14 protein-coding genes and 1 pseudogene are annotated in these 15,796 nt (G+C 68.1%); 6 read left to right on the top strand and 9 right to left on the bottom strand.

The features are described 5' to 3' along the window. Positions 1–13: 13 nt before the first annotated feature. The 5 genes from ACZ4MF_RS16460 to ACZ4MF_RS16440 all read right to left on the bottom strand — a co-directional run bounded on the left by ACZ4MF_RS16460 (position 14) and on the right by ACZ4MF_RS16440 (position 5,477). Complete coding sequence (locus ACZ4MF_RS16460) at positions 14–2,626, bottom strand: SpoIIE family protein phosphatase (protein ID WP_467492687.1); 2,613 nt, start codon at positions 2,624–2,626, stop codon at positions 14–16. Between the two features lie 336 nt (positions 2,627–2,962). Beyond that, entirely contained in the window at positions 2,963–3,376 is a 414-nt protein-coding gene (locus tag ACZ4MF_RS16455; protein ID WP_467492685.1) for an ATP-binding protein, read from the bottom strand. 142 nt (positions 3,377–3,518) lie between these two features. Further along, positions 3,519–4,034: a (deoxy)nucleoside triphosphate pyrophosphohydrolase gene (locus tag ACZ4MF_RS16450; protein WP_467492684.1), complete on the bottom strand. Its 516-nt coding sequence runs from the start codon at positions 4,032–4,034 to the stop codon at positions 3,519–3,521. Positions 4,035–4,064: 30 nt separating this feature from the next. After that, entirely contained in the window at positions 4,065–4,256 is a 192-nt protein-coding gene (locus ACZ4MF_RS16445) for an SPOR domain-containing protein (RefSeq protein ID WP_467492683.1), read from the bottom strand. A gap of 468 nt (positions 4,257–4,724) precedes the next feature. Next, positions 4,725–5,477, bottom strand: coding sequence for a GntR family transcriptional regulator (locus ACZ4MF_RS16440; protein ID WP_467492682.1), 753 nt, complete (start codon positions 5,475–5,477; stop codon positions 4,725–4,727). Between the two features lie 254 nt (positions 5,478–5,731). Between ACZ4MF_RS16440 and ACZ4MF_RS16435 the strand changes: the two genes are divergently transcribed. Beyond that, positions 5,732–6,979 carry a serpin family protein gene (locus ACZ4MF_RS16435; RefSeq protein ID WP_467492681.1) on the top strand — a complete coding sequence of 416 codons (1,248 nt, stop codon included), beginning with the start codon at positions 5,732–5,734 and terminating at the stop codon, positions 6,977–6,979. On the opposite strand, the gene ACZ4MF_RS16430 is transcribed toward ACZ4MF_RS16435, so the two are convergent. Then, a complete protein-coding gene (locus tag ACZ4MF_RS16430; RefSeq protein WP_467492680.1) occupies positions 6,942–7,313 on the bottom strand; it encodes a hypothetical protein in 372 nt (123 codons plus the stop codon). The two genes, ACZ4MF_RS16435 and ACZ4MF_RS16430, sit on opposite strands and share 38 nt — an antisense overlap. Between ACZ4MF_RS16430 and ACZ4MF_RS16425 the strand changes: the two are divergent. Both ACZ4MF_RS16425 and ACZ4MF_RS16420 read left to right on the top strand, forming a co-directional pair. After that, positions 7,294–7,461 (top strand): annotated as a pseudogene (locus ACZ4MF_RS16425) (ATP-binding protein); the annotation flags it as partial. The gene ACZ4MF_RS16430 and the pseudogene ACZ4MF_RS16425 overlap by 20 nt on opposite strands. Positions 7,462–7,489: 28 nt before the next feature. Next, the gene (locus ACZ4MF_RS16420; protein WP_467492679.1) at positions 7,490–7,753 is read left to right on the top strand and encodes a P-loop nucleotide/nucleoside kinase family protein; all 264 of its coding nucleotides are present in this window, start codon (positions 7,490–7,492) and stop codon (positions 7,751–7,753) included. A 47-nt stretch (positions 7,754–7,800) separates the two neighbouring features. On the opposite strand, the gene ACZ4MF_RS16415 is transcribed toward ACZ4MF_RS16420, so the two are convergent. Continuing rightward, on the bottom strand, positions 7,801–8,415 hold the full coding sequence (locus tag ACZ4MF_RS16415) for a hypothetical protein (protein WP_467492678.1): 615 nt from the start codon (positions 8,413–8,415) through the stop codon (positions 7,801–7,803). A gap of 562 nt (positions 8,416–8,977) precedes the next feature. On the opposite strand from ACZ4MF_RS16415, the gene ACZ4MF_RS16410 reads away from it, so the two are divergent. After that, positions 8,978–9,505, top strand: a complete 528-nt coding sequence (locus tag ACZ4MF_RS16410) for an SMI1/KNR4 family protein (protein ID WP_467492677.1) — start codon at positions 8,978–8,980, stop codon at positions 9,503–9,505. Positions 9,506–9,613: 108 nt separating this feature from the next. Here ACZ4MF_RS16410 and ACZ4MF_RS16405 read toward each other — a convergent pair whose 3' ends face one another. Next, positions 9,614–10,198 (bottom strand): 3'-5' exonuclease, encoded by a 585-nt coding sequence (locus ACZ4MF_RS16405; protein WP_467492676.1) that lies wholly within the window; start codon positions 10,196–10,198, stop codon positions 9,614–9,616. Positions 10,199–10,745: 547 nt separating this feature from the next. After that, positions 10,746–12,689, bottom strand: coding sequence for a P-loop ATPase, Sll1717 family (locus ACZ4MF_RS16400; RefSeq protein WP_467492675.1), 1,944 nt, complete (start codon positions 12,687–12,689; stop codon positions 10,746–10,748). A gap of 113 nt (positions 12,690–12,802) precedes the next feature. On the opposite strand from ACZ4MF_RS16400, the gene ACZ4MF_RS16395 reads away from it, so the two are divergent. Both ACZ4MF_RS16395 and ACZ4MF_RS16390 read left to right on the top strand, forming a co-directional pair. After that, positions 12,803–14,611, top strand: a complete 1,809-nt coding sequence (locus tag ACZ4MF_RS16395) for a hypothetical protein (protein ID WP_467492674.1) — start codon at positions 12,803–12,805, stop codon at positions 14,609–14,611. Continuing rightward, entirely contained in the window at positions 14,592–15,761 is a 1,170-nt protein-coding gene (locus tag ACZ4MF_RS16390) for a serine/threonine-protein kinase (protein WP_467492673.1), read from the top strand. The genes ACZ4MF_RS16395 and ACZ4MF_RS16390 overlap by 20 nt, the downstream gene beginning before the upstream one ends. Positions 15,762–15,796 lie beyond the last annotated feature (35 nt).

The following is a 15,796-nucleotide window of genomic DNA, read 5'->3' as shown; positions in this document are numbered from 1 at the left end:
CGGCGGGCGGCGGTCAGAAGAGGCTCAGCAGGGCCTCCGCCGGGTCGGTCAGGCCCGTTTCGGCGCCGGGCAGCGGCAGTTCGAACCACACCGTCTTGCCCCGCGGGGTCCGGCGGGAACCCCAGGCCGCGCTGAGCAGCCCCACCAGCTGCAGCCCCCGGCCGCCCTCGTCCGTGTCTCGGGCCCGCCGGCGCCGGGGCTGCACCAGCCCCGAGTCCCAGACCTCGCACACCAGGGTCCGGTCCAGCAGCAGCCGCAGCCTTATCTCCCCCTCGCCGTACCGCAGCGCGTTGGTGACCAGCTCGCTGACGAGCAGTTCCGTCGTGTCGACCAGTGCCTCCAGGTCCCAGCTCTGCAGCTGGCCCCGGGCGAACTCCCGCGCCCGGCCCACGCTCTTCGGCTCGCGCGGCAGCGTCCAGTCGCCGACCGACTCGGCCGGCAGCCCCTGCACCCGCGCCATCAGCAGCGCGATGTCGTCCTCGCCATGGTGGGTGTCGAGGGTGTTGAGGACGTGGTCGCAGACGTCCTCCAGCTGCGGGGCGGGGTCGCTGAGCGCGCCGACGAACGCCTGGAGTCCTTCGTCCAGCGGGTGGTGGCGGGACTCGACCAGGCCGTCCGTGTACAGGGCGAGGAGGGCGCCCTCCGGGAGTTCGACCTCGACCTCCTCGAACGGCTCGCCGCCCACGCCCAGCGGCATGCCGGGCGGCACGTCCAGCATGAGCGCGCTCTCGCCGGGCTCGACCAGCACCGGCGGCAGATGGCCGGCGTTGGCGAACGTACAGCGTCTGGTGACCGAGTCGTACACCACGTACACGCAGGTCGCGAGGTACACCTCGGACAGGTCGACGTCGCGCGGCTGGCGGGCCGTGCGGCCGGCCTGCTGGACGCCCCCCGGTGTGCCGAGGCCCCGCGCGATCTCGTCCAGCGCCGAGAGCACCTCGGCCGGTTCGAGATCCAGCAGCGCCAGGGTCCGTACCGCCGTGCGGAGTTCGCCCATGGCCACGGCCGCGCGCAGGCCGCGTCCCATCACGTCGCCGACCACCAACGCCGTACGGTGGCCGGGCAGTTCGATCACGTCGAACCAGTCGCCGCCCACCTCGGTCGCCGCGTTGCCGGGCAGATAGCGGCAGGCGATGTCCAGCCCGGAGGCCTCGGGGTCGCCGGGCGGGAGCAGGGACCGTTGCAGGATCAGCGCCCGTTCGTGCTCCCTGCGGTACAGCCGCGCGTTGTCGATGCAGACCGCGGCGCGCGCCGCCAGCTCCACCGCCAGGTCCCGGTCGCGGTCGCCGAACGGCTCGCTGCCCTTCGTCCGGGCGAACTGTGCGAGGCCTACGACGGTGTCGTGGGCCACCATCGGCACGGCCAGCGTGGACTGCACGAGGCCGCCGTCCTCGGCGGGCACGTGCTGCGGCCGGGCGGTGCGCAGGGCGTCGGCGCACGGCGAGGCGAACGGGAAGTGGTGGACGGCGCCGACCGCGACCCGCTTGCCGGTGATCCCGAGAGGCGCGCCGGAGACGGCGCTGGCGTAGGCGACGCGGCGCAGTTCCGCGCTGCCGTCGGCCCGGCCGGGCGGGGTCTCGTCGCCGGTCAGCAGCCCCTGGTAGAGGTCGACGGTGGCGAGGTCGCAGAAGCCGGGGACGACGACGTCGAGGAGTTCGCGCGCGGTGGTCTCCAGGTCCAGCGAATTCCCTATGCGGGCTCCAGCCTCGTTGAGCAGGGCGAGGTTGCGCCGGGCCGCGGCGGCCTCGCGGGCGGCGGCCCGGCGGGCGGTGATGTCGGTGCCGAGCCAGGCGATGCCTATGGGCCGGCCGCTGCCGCCGTGCACCCGGTAGAGGTTGACCGACCAGTGCCGGCGCTCCGCCGAGTTCGGCACGTGCCCGGTGACATGCATGTCGGTGATGGACTGGCCGCTCTCCAGCACCCGGCGCAGGGTGGCCGAAACGCGCTCCGCCTCGCCGCGCGGCAGATAGTCGTGCACGCCCTTGCCGCGGTGGTCGTCCGGGGAACCACCGAAGATGGAGGCGAATCGCTCGTTGGCCCGACGGACCCTCAGATCGGTGTCGATCAGCAGGAACCCGAAGGGAGACTGGCCGAAAATCGCCTGGGATGCGGCGAGGTCGGTCTCGATGCTGCGCAGCGTGCGGACGTCGACGACGATGCACACGGCGGCCTTCTCGCCCTCGGCGGTCCGGGTGGGCATGACGTAGACCTCGGCCAGCCCCTCCTCGCCGCGCGCGCCGTCGGGCGCGTCCGGCATCCGGAAGGGCACGACCCCGGTCCACTCCCGCCCGTCGAGGATCTCGGCCATCTTGCGCTGGCCGTGCTCGCGCAGGTCGGGATCGACGAAGGCCTCTATGGGGTCCATGCCGACGGCGCGTCGGGCGGGGATGCCGAAGAGCTGCTCGGCGCGCAGGCTCCACTGGTCGACCAGTCCGCCGGGGCCGATGGAGAAGGACGCGACCCGGATGTAGTCGTAGATCGAACCGGGCGGGCTGCTCTGCCACATGGCGTCGCCGGGTACCGCTTCGCGCCGCGCGTCGCCGTGTACGGCAGCCACCGCGGCCTGGTTCCTCGCGCCGTCCGACGGGTCCTCGGACTCCGTGGCCTTCGCTGGTATCTCGCTCACGCGAACCGTCCCCTCCAGCTCACCGCGCCCGGCACCGGTCACCGGGGGCGGCTGCCCGCAGTATCCAGCACTACGGCGCCGCACAACACGGTGTTCACGATCACAGCATGGTCCAGGTGCTTTTCGGACCAGTCCGTGACAACACTTCCACTCTTCTAACCAGGGAGCACGCCCTCGAATCACGTAGTCGGTGACGGGTCGTGTGCCCGGGGCGCACGCGGGACGTGCGTCGCCGTCCGTACACCCCTGTGCCCCTCGTGTGCTCCCCCATCACCCCGGTCCCGCCGATGCGTCGCTCCGCTCCCGCCCGTTCATCACTACTGACCCGCCGGCACGTCACCGCGGCAACGCGAGTTCGAACCAGACGGTCTTTCCGCTCGCGCCGGGCCGGGTGCCCCAGCGGCGCGAGGAACCGGCCACCAGTTGCAGGCCGCGCCCGCCCTCGTCCTCGGGGCGGGCGACGCGCTCGCGCGGCGGGTCCGGGAGCGGGTCGGAGACCTCCACCAGCAGCGTCCGGGCCCCGTCGAGTCCGGCAGGACGCACGAGCCGTACGCCGATGGGGCCGGTGGCGTGCCGCAACGAGTTGGTGACCAGCTCACTGACCAGCAGCGCGGTCAAGTCGGCGACGCAGTCGAGATTCCAGCCGTGCAACTGGCCGCGGACGGCGGCACGCGCGGCGCGTACGGCTCCCGGCTCGGCGGGAAAAGTCCACTCGGCGCAGTCACCATCGGTGTCGATCACGCCGATCACTTCCCAGGCCAGCGAGCTTCACCCATGTCCGATTTCGTGGGGTTAATGGGCACATACCCGATATCCAGTGGGCAGTACCGTGCGACGGGGCGCACAGTGGCACGAACGGCGTACGCGGCGCTCCGCGCGGGGAGCCGTCCCCCTAGGAGCCCGGGTGGCGTGGTTGCCGTGCGGCTGCGGGTCCTTGCGGGTTGCCCGCGCCCCGCGAAGCAGCTGTGTGTCCATGGAGTCCCGCGCCCGATCGGGCAGCCACCTCCCGGACCGCCGGGACGTCCTGGTCCAGCCAGGCGACGTCCCAGATCTCGTCCGGCGTCAGCCAGCGCAGCGCGTCGTGGTCCTGGAGGGGCCGGGGCGCGGGTGAGCCGGGGCGCAGGCGGGCGGTCCACACCCGCAGGACGTACGGCGCCCTGAGCGGCCACTCCCCCGGCACGCGCTCGACCGGCTCGGCGTCGACGCCGAGTTCCTCGCGCAACTCGCGCGCCAGGGCGTCCTCGGGACTCTCGCCCGGCTCGACCTTGCCGCCGGGCAGCTCCCAGCGTCCGGCCAGATCGGCGGGCGCGCTGCGGCGCGCCGCGAGCAGCCGGCCGCCGTCGAACAGGGCGGCTCCCACCACCACGATCCGGTCCGCGCGGGGTGTCTTGGGCGTGCTGGGCGTCATGCAGCGGAGCCTACGGGAGGCCACCGAGGGTCAGTTGCTCGCGCCGTCCCCGTTCTGGCCGATGCGCTCGACCCAGTAGACCTGTTTGTGACCCCGGTCGTCGAGGCTGTCGGCGATCTTCTGGGCCTCGGCCCGGGTCGCGTACCGGCCCACGCGGTAGCGATTGCCGCTGTCGTCCTGCCGTATCACGATCCAGGGCAGGGAGACCGTCCCTTCATTCACGGCTCCCACCGCCCCCGGCACTTGTCGCATGGCCGCACCCTCCCCCAGTCTCGGCGGCGCTCGTGCAGGGGTACCCCCGTCCCGCCTCGGCCCCCCGCCGGGCCCCGCCTAAGGAAACCGCAATCCGCATATGCCCGAGCGTACGCCCAACCTTTACTCAGCGAATACGCCTTTTCACAAAGAGGTACGCAACCAGCCAGAACACCGGGGGCGCACGCGTACCAATGCGCCGTCGTGAGCGCCACCGCCGTGCGGCGCAGGCATATCCGAGTGACCGGTGACCACCTGGGAAAACGGCCGGATCGCGGCGGCACGCCAAGGCCGGGAGGCGGGCGCGCGACCGGGAAGTCCTGCACACGGAGCGCCGAGGGTGTGCGCTACCTCACTCAGAGGGGCGCACGCACCCGCTCACCGACGGCCACGCACCTCCGCTCACCGGCAACCATTGAACGTGAACGGCCTCGCCGGTCACTTCACCGGCAGGTGGTACGCCACCCGGTACCGGTCCGCCGGGATCACCACGTCGGCGGTCTCCACGGGGCGGCCGGAGGCGTAGTACGTGCGCTGGACGACGAGGACCACATGACCGGGGACACCGCCGAGCACGTGCAGCTCCTCGGCGAGGCCGGGGCGGGCCCCGACCTCCTCGGTGACGTTGTCCACGATGACGTCGATGGCCCGCATGCGCTCGGCCACGCCCATCCCGCCGAGCGGCCCCTCCTCGGGCAGCATCACCGGGGTGCGGCCGGTGAGGACGAGGGGCTCCCAGGAGGTGGAGAGCATCATGGGCTCCCCGGCGTCCCGGAACAGGTACTTGGTGCGCATCACCCGGTCCCCGGCCTGGATCGCGAGCCGCTCGGCGATGGCGGCCCCGGCCTGCGCCTGCTCGCTGCTGGACTCCCAGGTGCCACGCACGGAGGCGTCGGCCTGCTCCTGCCGGAAGGGCGTGGCACCGCCCGTCGGACGGTATCCGGAGCGGGCCACCCGGCGCGGCACCGGCCGCTCGCGCACATACGTCCCCGAGCCGGAGCGGCCCTCGACCAGCCCCTCGGCCATCAGCACCTTGCGGGCCTCCAGCGCGACCGTGTCCGAGACGCCGTACTCCTCGCGGATGCGGGCCTGGGAGGGGAGACGGGTGTGGGGCGGCAGCGAACCGTCGACGATCTTCTTGCGGAGATCACCCGCGACGCGCAGGTACGCCGGCTGCTCACCGAAAGTCACTGGCCGCTCCCATCAGGTTGTACAGACAGCAACAGCGTGGCAACCGTGGGTTGTGCCGTGCAAGCAAAGGCCAGAGAATCACTCGATGTGATGACATGAGGCGGGGGAGGGCTTTACCCAGGCACTTTCTCCCCCGTATAGGCGCGCTCACACCTCCGCCCGGCCCGCTCGTCGCCTCCACCGGGGCGCGGGACCCGGACGCCGGTACCGATACGGTGCTTCCGGGCCGGAACAGTCACAGAACGGGGGCGGCAATGACCACGGCAGGAACGACCCTGACGGGGAGTCGGGCGGACGCGGGGGCCGTCCGGGCGGTGAACGCACTCACCCGGCGATGGGCGTCGGCCGCGCAGGACGGCACGGTGTTCTCGGCGGCGGGCGTCTGGCCCCTGCTCGCGTTCCTCGCCGACGGCGCGGCGGGCCCCGCGCGCGCGGAACTGGCCGAGGCGCTGGGGGCGCCGGCCGACCGGGCGGCGGGCGCGGCACGGGAGTTGCTGGCCGCACTCGCCTCGGTCACCGGCCTGGACGCGGCGCTCGGCCTGTGGACGCACCAGGGCCTGACGCCGCGCGAGGAGTGGCGCGCCGGACTCCCGGCGGGGACGTACGGGGTGTTCGGCGACGACCTGGTCACCGCGCAGGAGCGGCTGGACAGGTGGGCGTCCGAGCGGACCGGCGGGCTGGTCGAGCGCATGCCGGTGACCCTGACCCGGGAGGCGCGGATGGTGCTGGCGAGCGCGCTCGCGCTGCGTACGACCTGGCGCCAGCCCTTCGACGAACAGCCGCTCCGGCCGGACACGGGCCCCTGGCAGGGCCGTACCCTGCGCGGACTGCACCGGCGCGGCCCACGCCCGGACCGGGTGGGCGTGGCGGGCACGCCGGACGGCTTCGTGACGGCGCTGACGGTGCCCGGCGACAACGGCATCGACGTCCACCTGATACTCGGCGAGGAGCGGATGACGCCGGGTCAGGTGCTCACGGCCGGGGTGGAGATCGTGGAGCGGGCCCTGCCGCTCACTCCGGGCGGCACGCTGCCGCACGGACACGTGGGCCCGGGCCTGTACGTGGAACAGCAGCCGACCGTCAGGCCCGAACCACCCTCACTGGACGTACGGACCGTGGCGTACGAAGTACGCGCCGATCACGATCTGCTGTCCCTGGCCCCGCTGTTCGGCCTGACGACGGCGTCGGACACCCGCCACGGCCACTTCCCCGGCATCAGCCCCCACCCGCTCGCCCTCGGCCAGGCCCGCCAGTCGGCGCTGGCCCAGTTCGGCCCGCTGGGCTTCCGCGCGGCGGCGGTGACGGCGGTCGCGGAGGTGTACGGCAGCGCGCCGCCACAGCCCCGCTACGAGTCCACGGTCGTCCGCGCCGTCCTCGACCGCCCCTTCGGCTTCCTCGCCGTCGACCGCGAGTCCCGGCTGGTGCTGGTGGCGGGATGGGTGACGGAACCGACGCCGGAGCGGGTCATGAACCTCCCGGGCGCTGTTCCTCCAGGACTCTGACGCAGCGGGCCAGCAGCCCGGTCGGCGCCTCGCGTTCGGCGCCGACGCGGTGGTGATCCTGACCGCGGGCGAGGTCCTGCACGGTGCCGCCGCTCTGCTCGGCGGCCAGCCGCATCTGCGGTTCGTTCACGAACAGGTCACCACCGAGGACAGCGTCGTGCGGTGGCCGGGCCGGCTCGCCCGTCACCGCGGGCAAGAGGTGATCGCCCTGGCGCCGACCAGAGCGGCTCCACGCGGAAGGGACGAGCACGTGCCCCTCGCCGTTCTCCTGGCCGGCCTGACCCGGCTCCGGGAAGACCGCTGCCGCCCAGGCACTGGCCGCATACGGCTTCACCCGGCTGTCCGTGGACGAGGAGGTACACCGCCTTTACGGCCGCTACGGCGTGGACTGCCCCGAGCACACGTACTTCGAGCGCGAACAGCCCGTGGCCGAGGCGGTCCGCCAGCGGTTCGTCAAGGAACTGGGCGTTGGTAACGACGTCGTCCTGGACCACGGGTTGTGGCGCCGCCGTGAGCGCGACGCCTGGCGGCAAGCCGCACGAGGCGGGCGGCCACCCTCTGGTCGTCTGCCTTCCAGCCGACCGCAACGAGTTGCTGCGGCGCCTGGCCGAACGCAACCAGCGCGAAGACGCCAACGCCCTCACCGTCACCCCGGAAGCTCTGGATGACTTCTTCGCCCGCTTCGACGTCCCGTCCGAGGACGAGGAAGTGATCGTTCACACCGGCAGCGTCGGCAGTCTGCTGGCCGCCCTTGCCGCACATCGGCGGAGTTGAGAGCCCTGGTGGGGATGCGGTGGGAGGCTCCTGTGCCGATGAGTCGGTTACGAGCCGTCAGTCTCGCCCCAGGTGGTCAGGTCAAGGGTGTACTCGCAGTGCGGGTCGTCACCAGCCGGATGCCGGTACTGCCGTTCCTCCAGCAGTGACATCACCGAGCCCAGCACCGCCGGACCAGCGTTGCTGAGGCGGACGTCTACGCCGATGATGCCGGGCTGCTCCCGCCGCTGCACGTACAGACGAAGCCGGGAAGCGCCATGCAGCAGGAACCCGATCAGAGACGGCATCTCCTCATCGGCCGGGTCGCTCAGTGCCCGCAGCGTGCGCAGCACCTGGTCGATGGCCGGCTCCTCCAGGCTCCAGGTCGCCTCGGCCTGCTGCAGGGAGATGAAGTTCATGCCCATGACGCGGTTGCCCGTGGGGGCAGCCGGCCGGGCCAGGGCGTTGCGCAGCAGCAGCGGAACCCATCCGGGCGCCACGTCTTCGTTGCCGATCTCGTACAGGTACTCGGTGCCGTCGTCGGCGTGGAGCGCGATGCGTACGGAACCGGGGCCGGGCAGCACTCCGAGGAGGCGGAAACCTGAGGCGAACTGCCCGTTGAGGTAGGGGAGCATCAGGCGGGCAACAGCCGCCTGATGCTCGCGGTCTTCCGGGTCGATCACGGGTTCATCCAGGAGCGGCACTTGTTGTTCGGCTGGTTGCGGCAGAAGGCGTTGATGACGCCGATGGTCGTCCCAGGGATGCGGCTCCGCGGGGAGCGGACGGGCGTGCGCAAAGAAATAAGTCACCCAGCTTCCACTACCACCGCTAGCAGCCCTACCTGCGGAAACACTCACGCATCAGCCACGGCAGCACCCGAAGGCCCCGTCGCGCATTCCAGCAGAATTCCACCACTTCCGAACACCAAAAACCCCTCCGACCTGTGCAGACACAAGCCAGAGGGGTCCTCGTTCGAACAATTCACACGTTGAAGCGGAACGATTGAGGGCCGATCCTAGCCTGCGGCGGCAGGCCGGCGACGCCTCTGACCTGGCATTTTTCGGTTGGTGAGCGACGGCATGCGACGGTCACTTTCGACCGTCCTGCGGACTGTCTGCGGACCGCCCCACCTCCACTGGGGTGGCAGGCGTGCACCCGGCTTCCACGGCCACACGCGCGTTGTCGCTGACAGCTCCGGCCCTGCAGCTGTGCCACCAGAACCCGACCAATCGCTAGTCTGTTCGCGTGACATCGAACGAAGACCGACAGCTTCCCGCCGCGCTCGCCGCTGCCATGGCGGTCCGGTTCGACTACGCCGGCGGTGACGGTGTCGACTTCGAACCCTTCGCGGCCTTCCTGTCTGCCGATGAGACAACCGACTGGTTCAGGGCGTGGACCGGCAACGGCGAGCTGCATGGCGACGGCTTCCGCGTGTTCGGCCAGGATGGCTCCGGCGGGTACGCGGCGTTCTGGCTGGTCCGCCCTAGCAGGGAACTGGCCGAGCAGCCTGTCGTCTTCCTCGGCTCCGAAGGGGAGACCGGCGTCGTCGCGAGCAACCTGGGTGCCTTCTTGTGGCTGCTGGCCGACGGCTTCGGTCCTTGGGAGGCAGCTACCTCGTGCGAGCCCGACTGGGTTCCACGCCCCAATCGTGAGCTGACGGCCATCGCGGAGCAATTCGCACCAAACCACCGCAAATCGGCAACTTCCGTGATTGAGCAGGCCACGCGAGAGTTCCCCAACTTCGACGACTCCATCATGGAGCTCTGCCACTGAACCCGATTGCCTGAGACCAGATGTGGATCGGACCAGTTCGCTTGAGCCGTGGACCACATCAACGGAGACGGGACAGATCGGGTGGTCGCGCCAAGCCGGGTGGGTGCGTCAGGCGGGGTGTTCTACCGCGGCCGGCCAGACGCCCCGTTCAGAGAGGTGAAGCACGAGGGCCGCGATGTTCCAGGCGTCGTCCTCGCCTCGGTGGTGACGGCCTTCGAGCCGCCGCCCGGCGATCTCCAGGGCCTGTGCCATGCCGGGGCGTTTGCGTAGACCGTATGCCTCGGTGAAGGCAGCCTTGGCGTTGGTGTGGTGGCGGCCGAAGGGGTAGGTCGTCCGTGTGGCCTGACACTGCCGTGTGAACTGGTGGCGGTCATAGTCGCCCCAACTGACCCACGGCCGGGCGCCTACGCGGTGCTCGGCCGCCAGTAGTCGGCACGCCTCGGCGAAGGTGACCCCCTGATCGACCTCGTGTTGAGTGAGGCCGGTCAGCTCCGTGCAGAACTCGCTGACCGTGGACCGGGTCGGCCTCACCAGGATCCGGTGCCGGGCGAGGCGCTCGCCGACGGCCAGGTCGATGACAGTCAGTCCGATCTCGATGATCTCGCTGACCTCGCCAGGCGGCTGGGAACCGGCCCAGCAGGTCGCTTCGACGTCCACGACGTTGACGAGACCCTCGGTCCAGGTGCTGTCCATGGCGGGAAGCGTAGGAAGCCGCAGCGACTGGGGCACATGGTTTTCGCAGCCGCCCCGACGCCGGCCCGTCTACACCGTCCTCAGACTCGCAGAACCTCTGGCATCGCCCCGTCGGGTGGAGCCAGATCAACTTCTGAAGTCGCGGAGCCACTTCTGAGCCGTACGGTGGAGCCCAAAGAAGTGCCTACCAACACACGGCCCAGCGCGGAACCCGCGATCGATCCGGCATAGACCCCACGGCCCGACCAAGGCATTACGAGTGTCTGCAAGATCGTGACGACGGCTGTCAGCGCCTGACGTGACATCCTGTTTTGCCAGGTCAGAGACGCGTCGACCTCGATCCCCATGACACCTGGTCCGCCGTGTGCCGCACCGTCCGCTCACGCACGAAATGCTGCTGCGCAGCACCGTCAAGTCCTCTGTCCACTGCGCTTTGAGTCAATGGACCCAGTTGAAGTCCGCTTGCCGCGTATCGCCAAGGCGCTCGTCACCTCCATCAAGGACATGCGCACCTCACCGCCGAACCTCCAGATGGAGAACTGCCCGGTCATGGTGCCGAGTCCGAGCCGCTTCCGCCGCCTGCTGCACCGCCCACGGATCGGATCAAAGCCCTGGCCTCGTCCTCAAGGCGACGAGTGACGGGGCGGTCGCGGAAACCGTGAGTACTGAGCTGCGCGGCGAGGCTGTCGAAGTAACTGGAGGCCGCCAAGACGTGGTCCTGTACGTCGGGTGCATGCCTTCCCCCAAGCTGCACCCTGGCCTCACCGGCCGCCGCCACAACTCGTCCGATCTGCAGCTGCACTTCTTCGCGCGTGGCCTCCGGCAGACCTGATCGCGTCAGCTGACGCAACAGCCGCTCACAGGCCCCAACCACCTCGCCCAGCAGTCGAACGTCGCGGTTGATCGATAGTCCTACGTCTGCCCCCGTGGTGTAGTTCACGAGGCCGGTCTGACTCACGACGGCATTTCGCCTCTGCCCAGGTAGAAAGGCGGGGAGCTCCACGGAGCCAAGGCTGTTGAGCGCGGGTCGGAAGCAAGGATGCACATGGAATTCGTCCTCGCCCGGCAGCGGCGGCGCCTGGGTGCCGCCGGTATAGACAACGTCACCGCCGCGCCGCACGCCGAGAAAGCTCGCCCCATACAGCACGTCGATCACCCCCTGCGGGGTCAGACTCTCGGTGTAGGCGGGGAACTCTCGATGCAGCGCGTCCCTTCTGGCCTCGAACCGGGCCTCCAGCACCGACCGCATGACCACGTATCCGGTGTTCTCGAACAACGGAAACAGCGACCGGAGAAATGGCAGGTTGACCAGGTACTCCTTGGCCAGGTCCTGGAGCTTCCAGCGAGAGAAGCGCTCTGTGGCCGCCAACACGTCATCCTCCGTGATCGTGGGGCCACCCCGCTCGTCAGCCACGCTCCGGCAGGCGTTGAGGAGTTGGATCGCGTCTCTCGGACGCGGCAGTGCACGCTTGAAGAGGTACTCGGTGGTCGGCGCTCCCCGGACGCTCGGCGGGAACAGCCGTCCCCATAGATCCTCACTGGTCAGATCGCCACCGAGGGAGGCACGGGCCCGCGCCAGAGCGACATCCTTGAGCCCATCGTGCGTCCACGCGATCCGTATCTCGTCGCTGTGGAACTTATCGCCATCGCCGAAATTGAGGGTGTCATAGATATCAGCCCGGATGAAGAGAGCAGTCCGTACCACGCTGCCGTAATGGCCCGTCACATGCTTGGCTGCCAACAAAAGCCCCGTAACCAGCGCGTGGCTCTCCGCGTCGACAGTCCAAACCTGTTCAAGCTGGTCGACAAGGAAGAGCAGCGGAGGGTGACTGCTCGCACAGCCGAGGTCAGCGAAGGCTGCGGCCACACCGTCTTCGAGCACCTCCAGCTGCCGACTGGCCGTGGCTCCTTCAGAAGCGCCGTTGACGCCGAAGGCTGCCTCGACCCCGAACGCCTTGAGGGACAGATTGGCCGACTGGAGCCCATTTGCCCCGCGCCGGAGCCTGTCGTACAGGCGATCATCATCTGACTCGCCGTTCGCGCGCAGAAAGGTTCGCAGGGCGCGAACAGAGGAGGGAACACGGCGGCCGTGCGCGATACGCGCATGAGAAGTCAGGTGACGTGCCGCGTGCACCGCGAAAACGTACCGCCAGATCAGTGCCTTGGCGGTGTCAGCTGTGACGCCTTGGAGTTCGAACCGCCGGATTTCGTCACCGGCGGCGTCATCCGGGGTGATCAAGATCGAAGCGCCCTGGTGACCGTCCGGAGTCGCCAGTTGCCGGCAGATGGCACTCTTCCCCGAACCCTTGCGGCCGATGATCAAGGATTTCCGTCCGGAAAGCGCCTCTCTGTAGGCGTAGTTTGGCCGAAATACAGCGCCTCGCAGCAAGCCATCCTTGAGATCGTTCTCCGCGTCGTCCCGACCGAAGAACAACTGGCTTACCGACCCTGCACCCTCCCCCACGATCCCCCCTGAACGCTCACTGGCCATCTTGGGCCAGAGTAAGGCCCTCTGGGCCGCACTGTCCGGATAATAGGAGCGGTCTGAGTAAGCGGAGTGTCGGCGCATGGACTTCAGGGGGATTCATGCATGACCCAGCTCACATGGAAGCGCAGTTGGAGGAGCTCTCCATCACAGTGAGGGAGTTGGGTGAGGAGGTCGCAAGGCTTCGCACCTCTCAAGATCGCCACGGTGAAGATCTGAGGCAAGGGCTCGCGGGCATGCACGCAGCCATCGGTCAACTGGCCGGAAACGTAGCGGATTATTCGGCCATCCTGTCGCAGACACAAGCCGCCATAGGGGCAGTGAGGACGACCACGGATGCCACCCACCGTGCTCTCAACACCTTCGTGGAGCGTTACGGCAGGGATCAGATTGTGGCCAACGCTCAGGCCGAGTTGTCGCGGCTCACCACGGAATGGGTAGCGAGGTTCGCCGAGCGGCGGCGGATCCGCGCCCTCGCCCGGGGGCTGGCACATGCACTGACCGAAGACGCCGTCGCACGAGGACTTGTGGACACCAGCACGATCGAAGCATGCAGCCAGGAGCAGCTACTCCTGGAACCCACTTTCTGGCTCGCCCCCGCTGTCGTGGCGGTCGCGGCTGGGTACAGCCGTGACACTCAACGCGCCGCCCGAGCCCGCGGGCATGCCCTTACCCTCGACCAGGCCAAAGCGACGCTGTTCTTCGCTCTGACCTGTTCACGCCAAAAGCGGCAGAATGAAGCAGCCCGCTGGATGGACCGCTACTTGACTGGGCTCGACCCTTCAGACCTGGGGCAAGAGTTCAGCGTCGTCCTCGACGCGATCGCCGGCGCCGAGCTGGGAATCGAGGCGCTGACCTACGCTCGTCAGGCAATGACCCGGTGGGACCAAGAGGGAAACGCCCGGCTCTTCACTCTCTCCTCCTCGGAAAGCGCCTTAGCGCACCTGGCCCGCTGGCAACCCTGGATGCTGGACCAGGGTGCGGATAATTCCGTGCAATTTGACGCCCTAAGGAAACTGTGTGGGTCGCAGTGGGCGGAGGCAGAACAGGGATGGCGAACGGCAACAGCGGTTAAAGGCACCCTCGACTATCTACGCGACGAATACTCCGACAGCCCGCCGACCGCAAACGGGGGCCGTGGCACGGATATCGCCCTCAACCACCTCATCGGCCAACTGGACCCCGATGAGAGCCGGATGCATGAGCAGATGGAGCGATTGCGCGCCATCATCGAGCACCAAGGTGACACTGAGGCGGCAGCGGCAGAATTCAAAGCAGCTAAGGAACCAGAAACGGTCGACTTCCAGGCCCTCCTCGAACGAGCTGTCTTCGAGCCAAGAACAGTGCATCTCGGCTACCCCGCCCGGCTCCTGGCCTTGCACAGCGCCATGCCGAGTCTTCGTCCAGCACTCACCGCCCTGAAAGAAAAATCAGAGTCACTGCTTCCCGAGCACCTCACCCTCACTGTGGACGGTTGGTCCTGCCAGGTGCCGACTGCACCAACTACGCCTGAATCCAGGCAGCAAGCGGTAATCGATCTTCGAAAGCATATGGAGCGACGGGTTAACGCGGCCGTCCGCTCTGTGGCGCCCATATGGTCACGAGTACTCACATGTTTCATCATGGCCGCGGCCTGCGCAGTGCTGGCAATTTTCCTGGATGGCGTGGCAGGCAGCCTAACGAAGGTTCTCACTGTCCTGCTGCTCGCTTATTCAGCGTGGGGTGTGGCTCACGTGCCATTCCGCCAAAATCAGCTGAGAGAGGATGGTATCCGCCGACGGGTCGAGAGTACGGCGGAATTGAAGAAAGCACTCGGGCAGCACACTCGGCTATTCCAGCAGTGGCGGTCCGGTCTCACTGCAGTGACCCACTGGAACGATTGGTCTCCAGCAGCCGGAGAACAATCGAATGCGCAGCCGGAAGAGTGACGTGGACGGGAATCTCATCGCAAATCGATATCGTCTTGAACATCGCCTCGGGAGCGGCGGTATGGGCGACGTCTGGCTTGCCCACGACAGCCAACTGGACCGCCCGGTTGCCATCAAGTTTCTAGCCCTGGACCGACTACGCCGTTATGCCAGCAACCAGAATAACCTCACCGAGAAGATGACCGGTAAGTTCCTTCAGGAAGCACGTGCGATGGCCCGGGTCAGTAGCCCCTACGTGGTCACCGTGCACGACCAAGGCGAAGAAGATGACAGGTTTCATCTGGTCATGGAACTTGTCGATGGGCGCCCTTTGACCAGCTACATGGGCGCGGGGAATGCATTAACGTTGGAACAGACTGTGCGCTGGAGCGCCCAGGTGTGCGAGGGTCTGGCGGACGCGCACGAGGCAGAAGTCGTCCACAGAGACATCAAGCCGGACAACATAATGATTACTGAGCGAGGTGATGTGAAACTCGTGGACTTCGGCCTCGCCCGGCTCCTCGACGTCACTGTCACCCATGGTGCGGGACTCACATGGCTCTACGCCTCACCCGAGCGCTGTCTGGGCCAGCCGGGCGACCACCTCAGCGACTTGTATTCCCTCGGCTGCGTTCTGTACGAGATGCTGACCGGCCGCCCACCCTTTGGTGGCAGCGAAACAACTCCATACATCATCGCCGACATGCACGTGCACAGTACACCCTCAGCCCCTCAGGATGTTCGCCCTGGCATCCCTGAGGAACTAAACGATCTGACATTACGCCTGCTCGCCAAAGAGCCTCAACAAAGGCCCCCGGATGCACTGACTGTCGCCCGCCTTATCCATCAAGTTGAATATATCCCCGAGACGCAGAGGGGCGCACTGGTTCTTTCCGGTGCTCCTCACGTGAACCCGGACTACGTGGATCGTATTCGAAAGCTGGAACGACACATCAGGAAACTCCAGATGTCCAATGGTTATTCCGATCCGGTCGTCGTAGACGCTCGGATGAGTCTTGCAGAGCTAACAGGCGAGTCAGGTGATGCGCGCGGAGCCGTCGGCCTTTATGAAGAACTCGGCGACGACTGCCGCGACGATTTCGGGCCTTATGACACCCGCACACTGAATGCCTATGAAGCGATGGCTCGCTGGATCGCAGCCTCAGACTAAAATTACACTTCCCGAGTTCGGAGAGAGTGTTAGAT

Source organism: Streptomyces sp. NPDC025793 (assembly GCF_055558375.1).
Note: the sequence above shows the minus strand (reverse complement) of the source record. Positions and strands in the feature narration are given on the sequence as shown.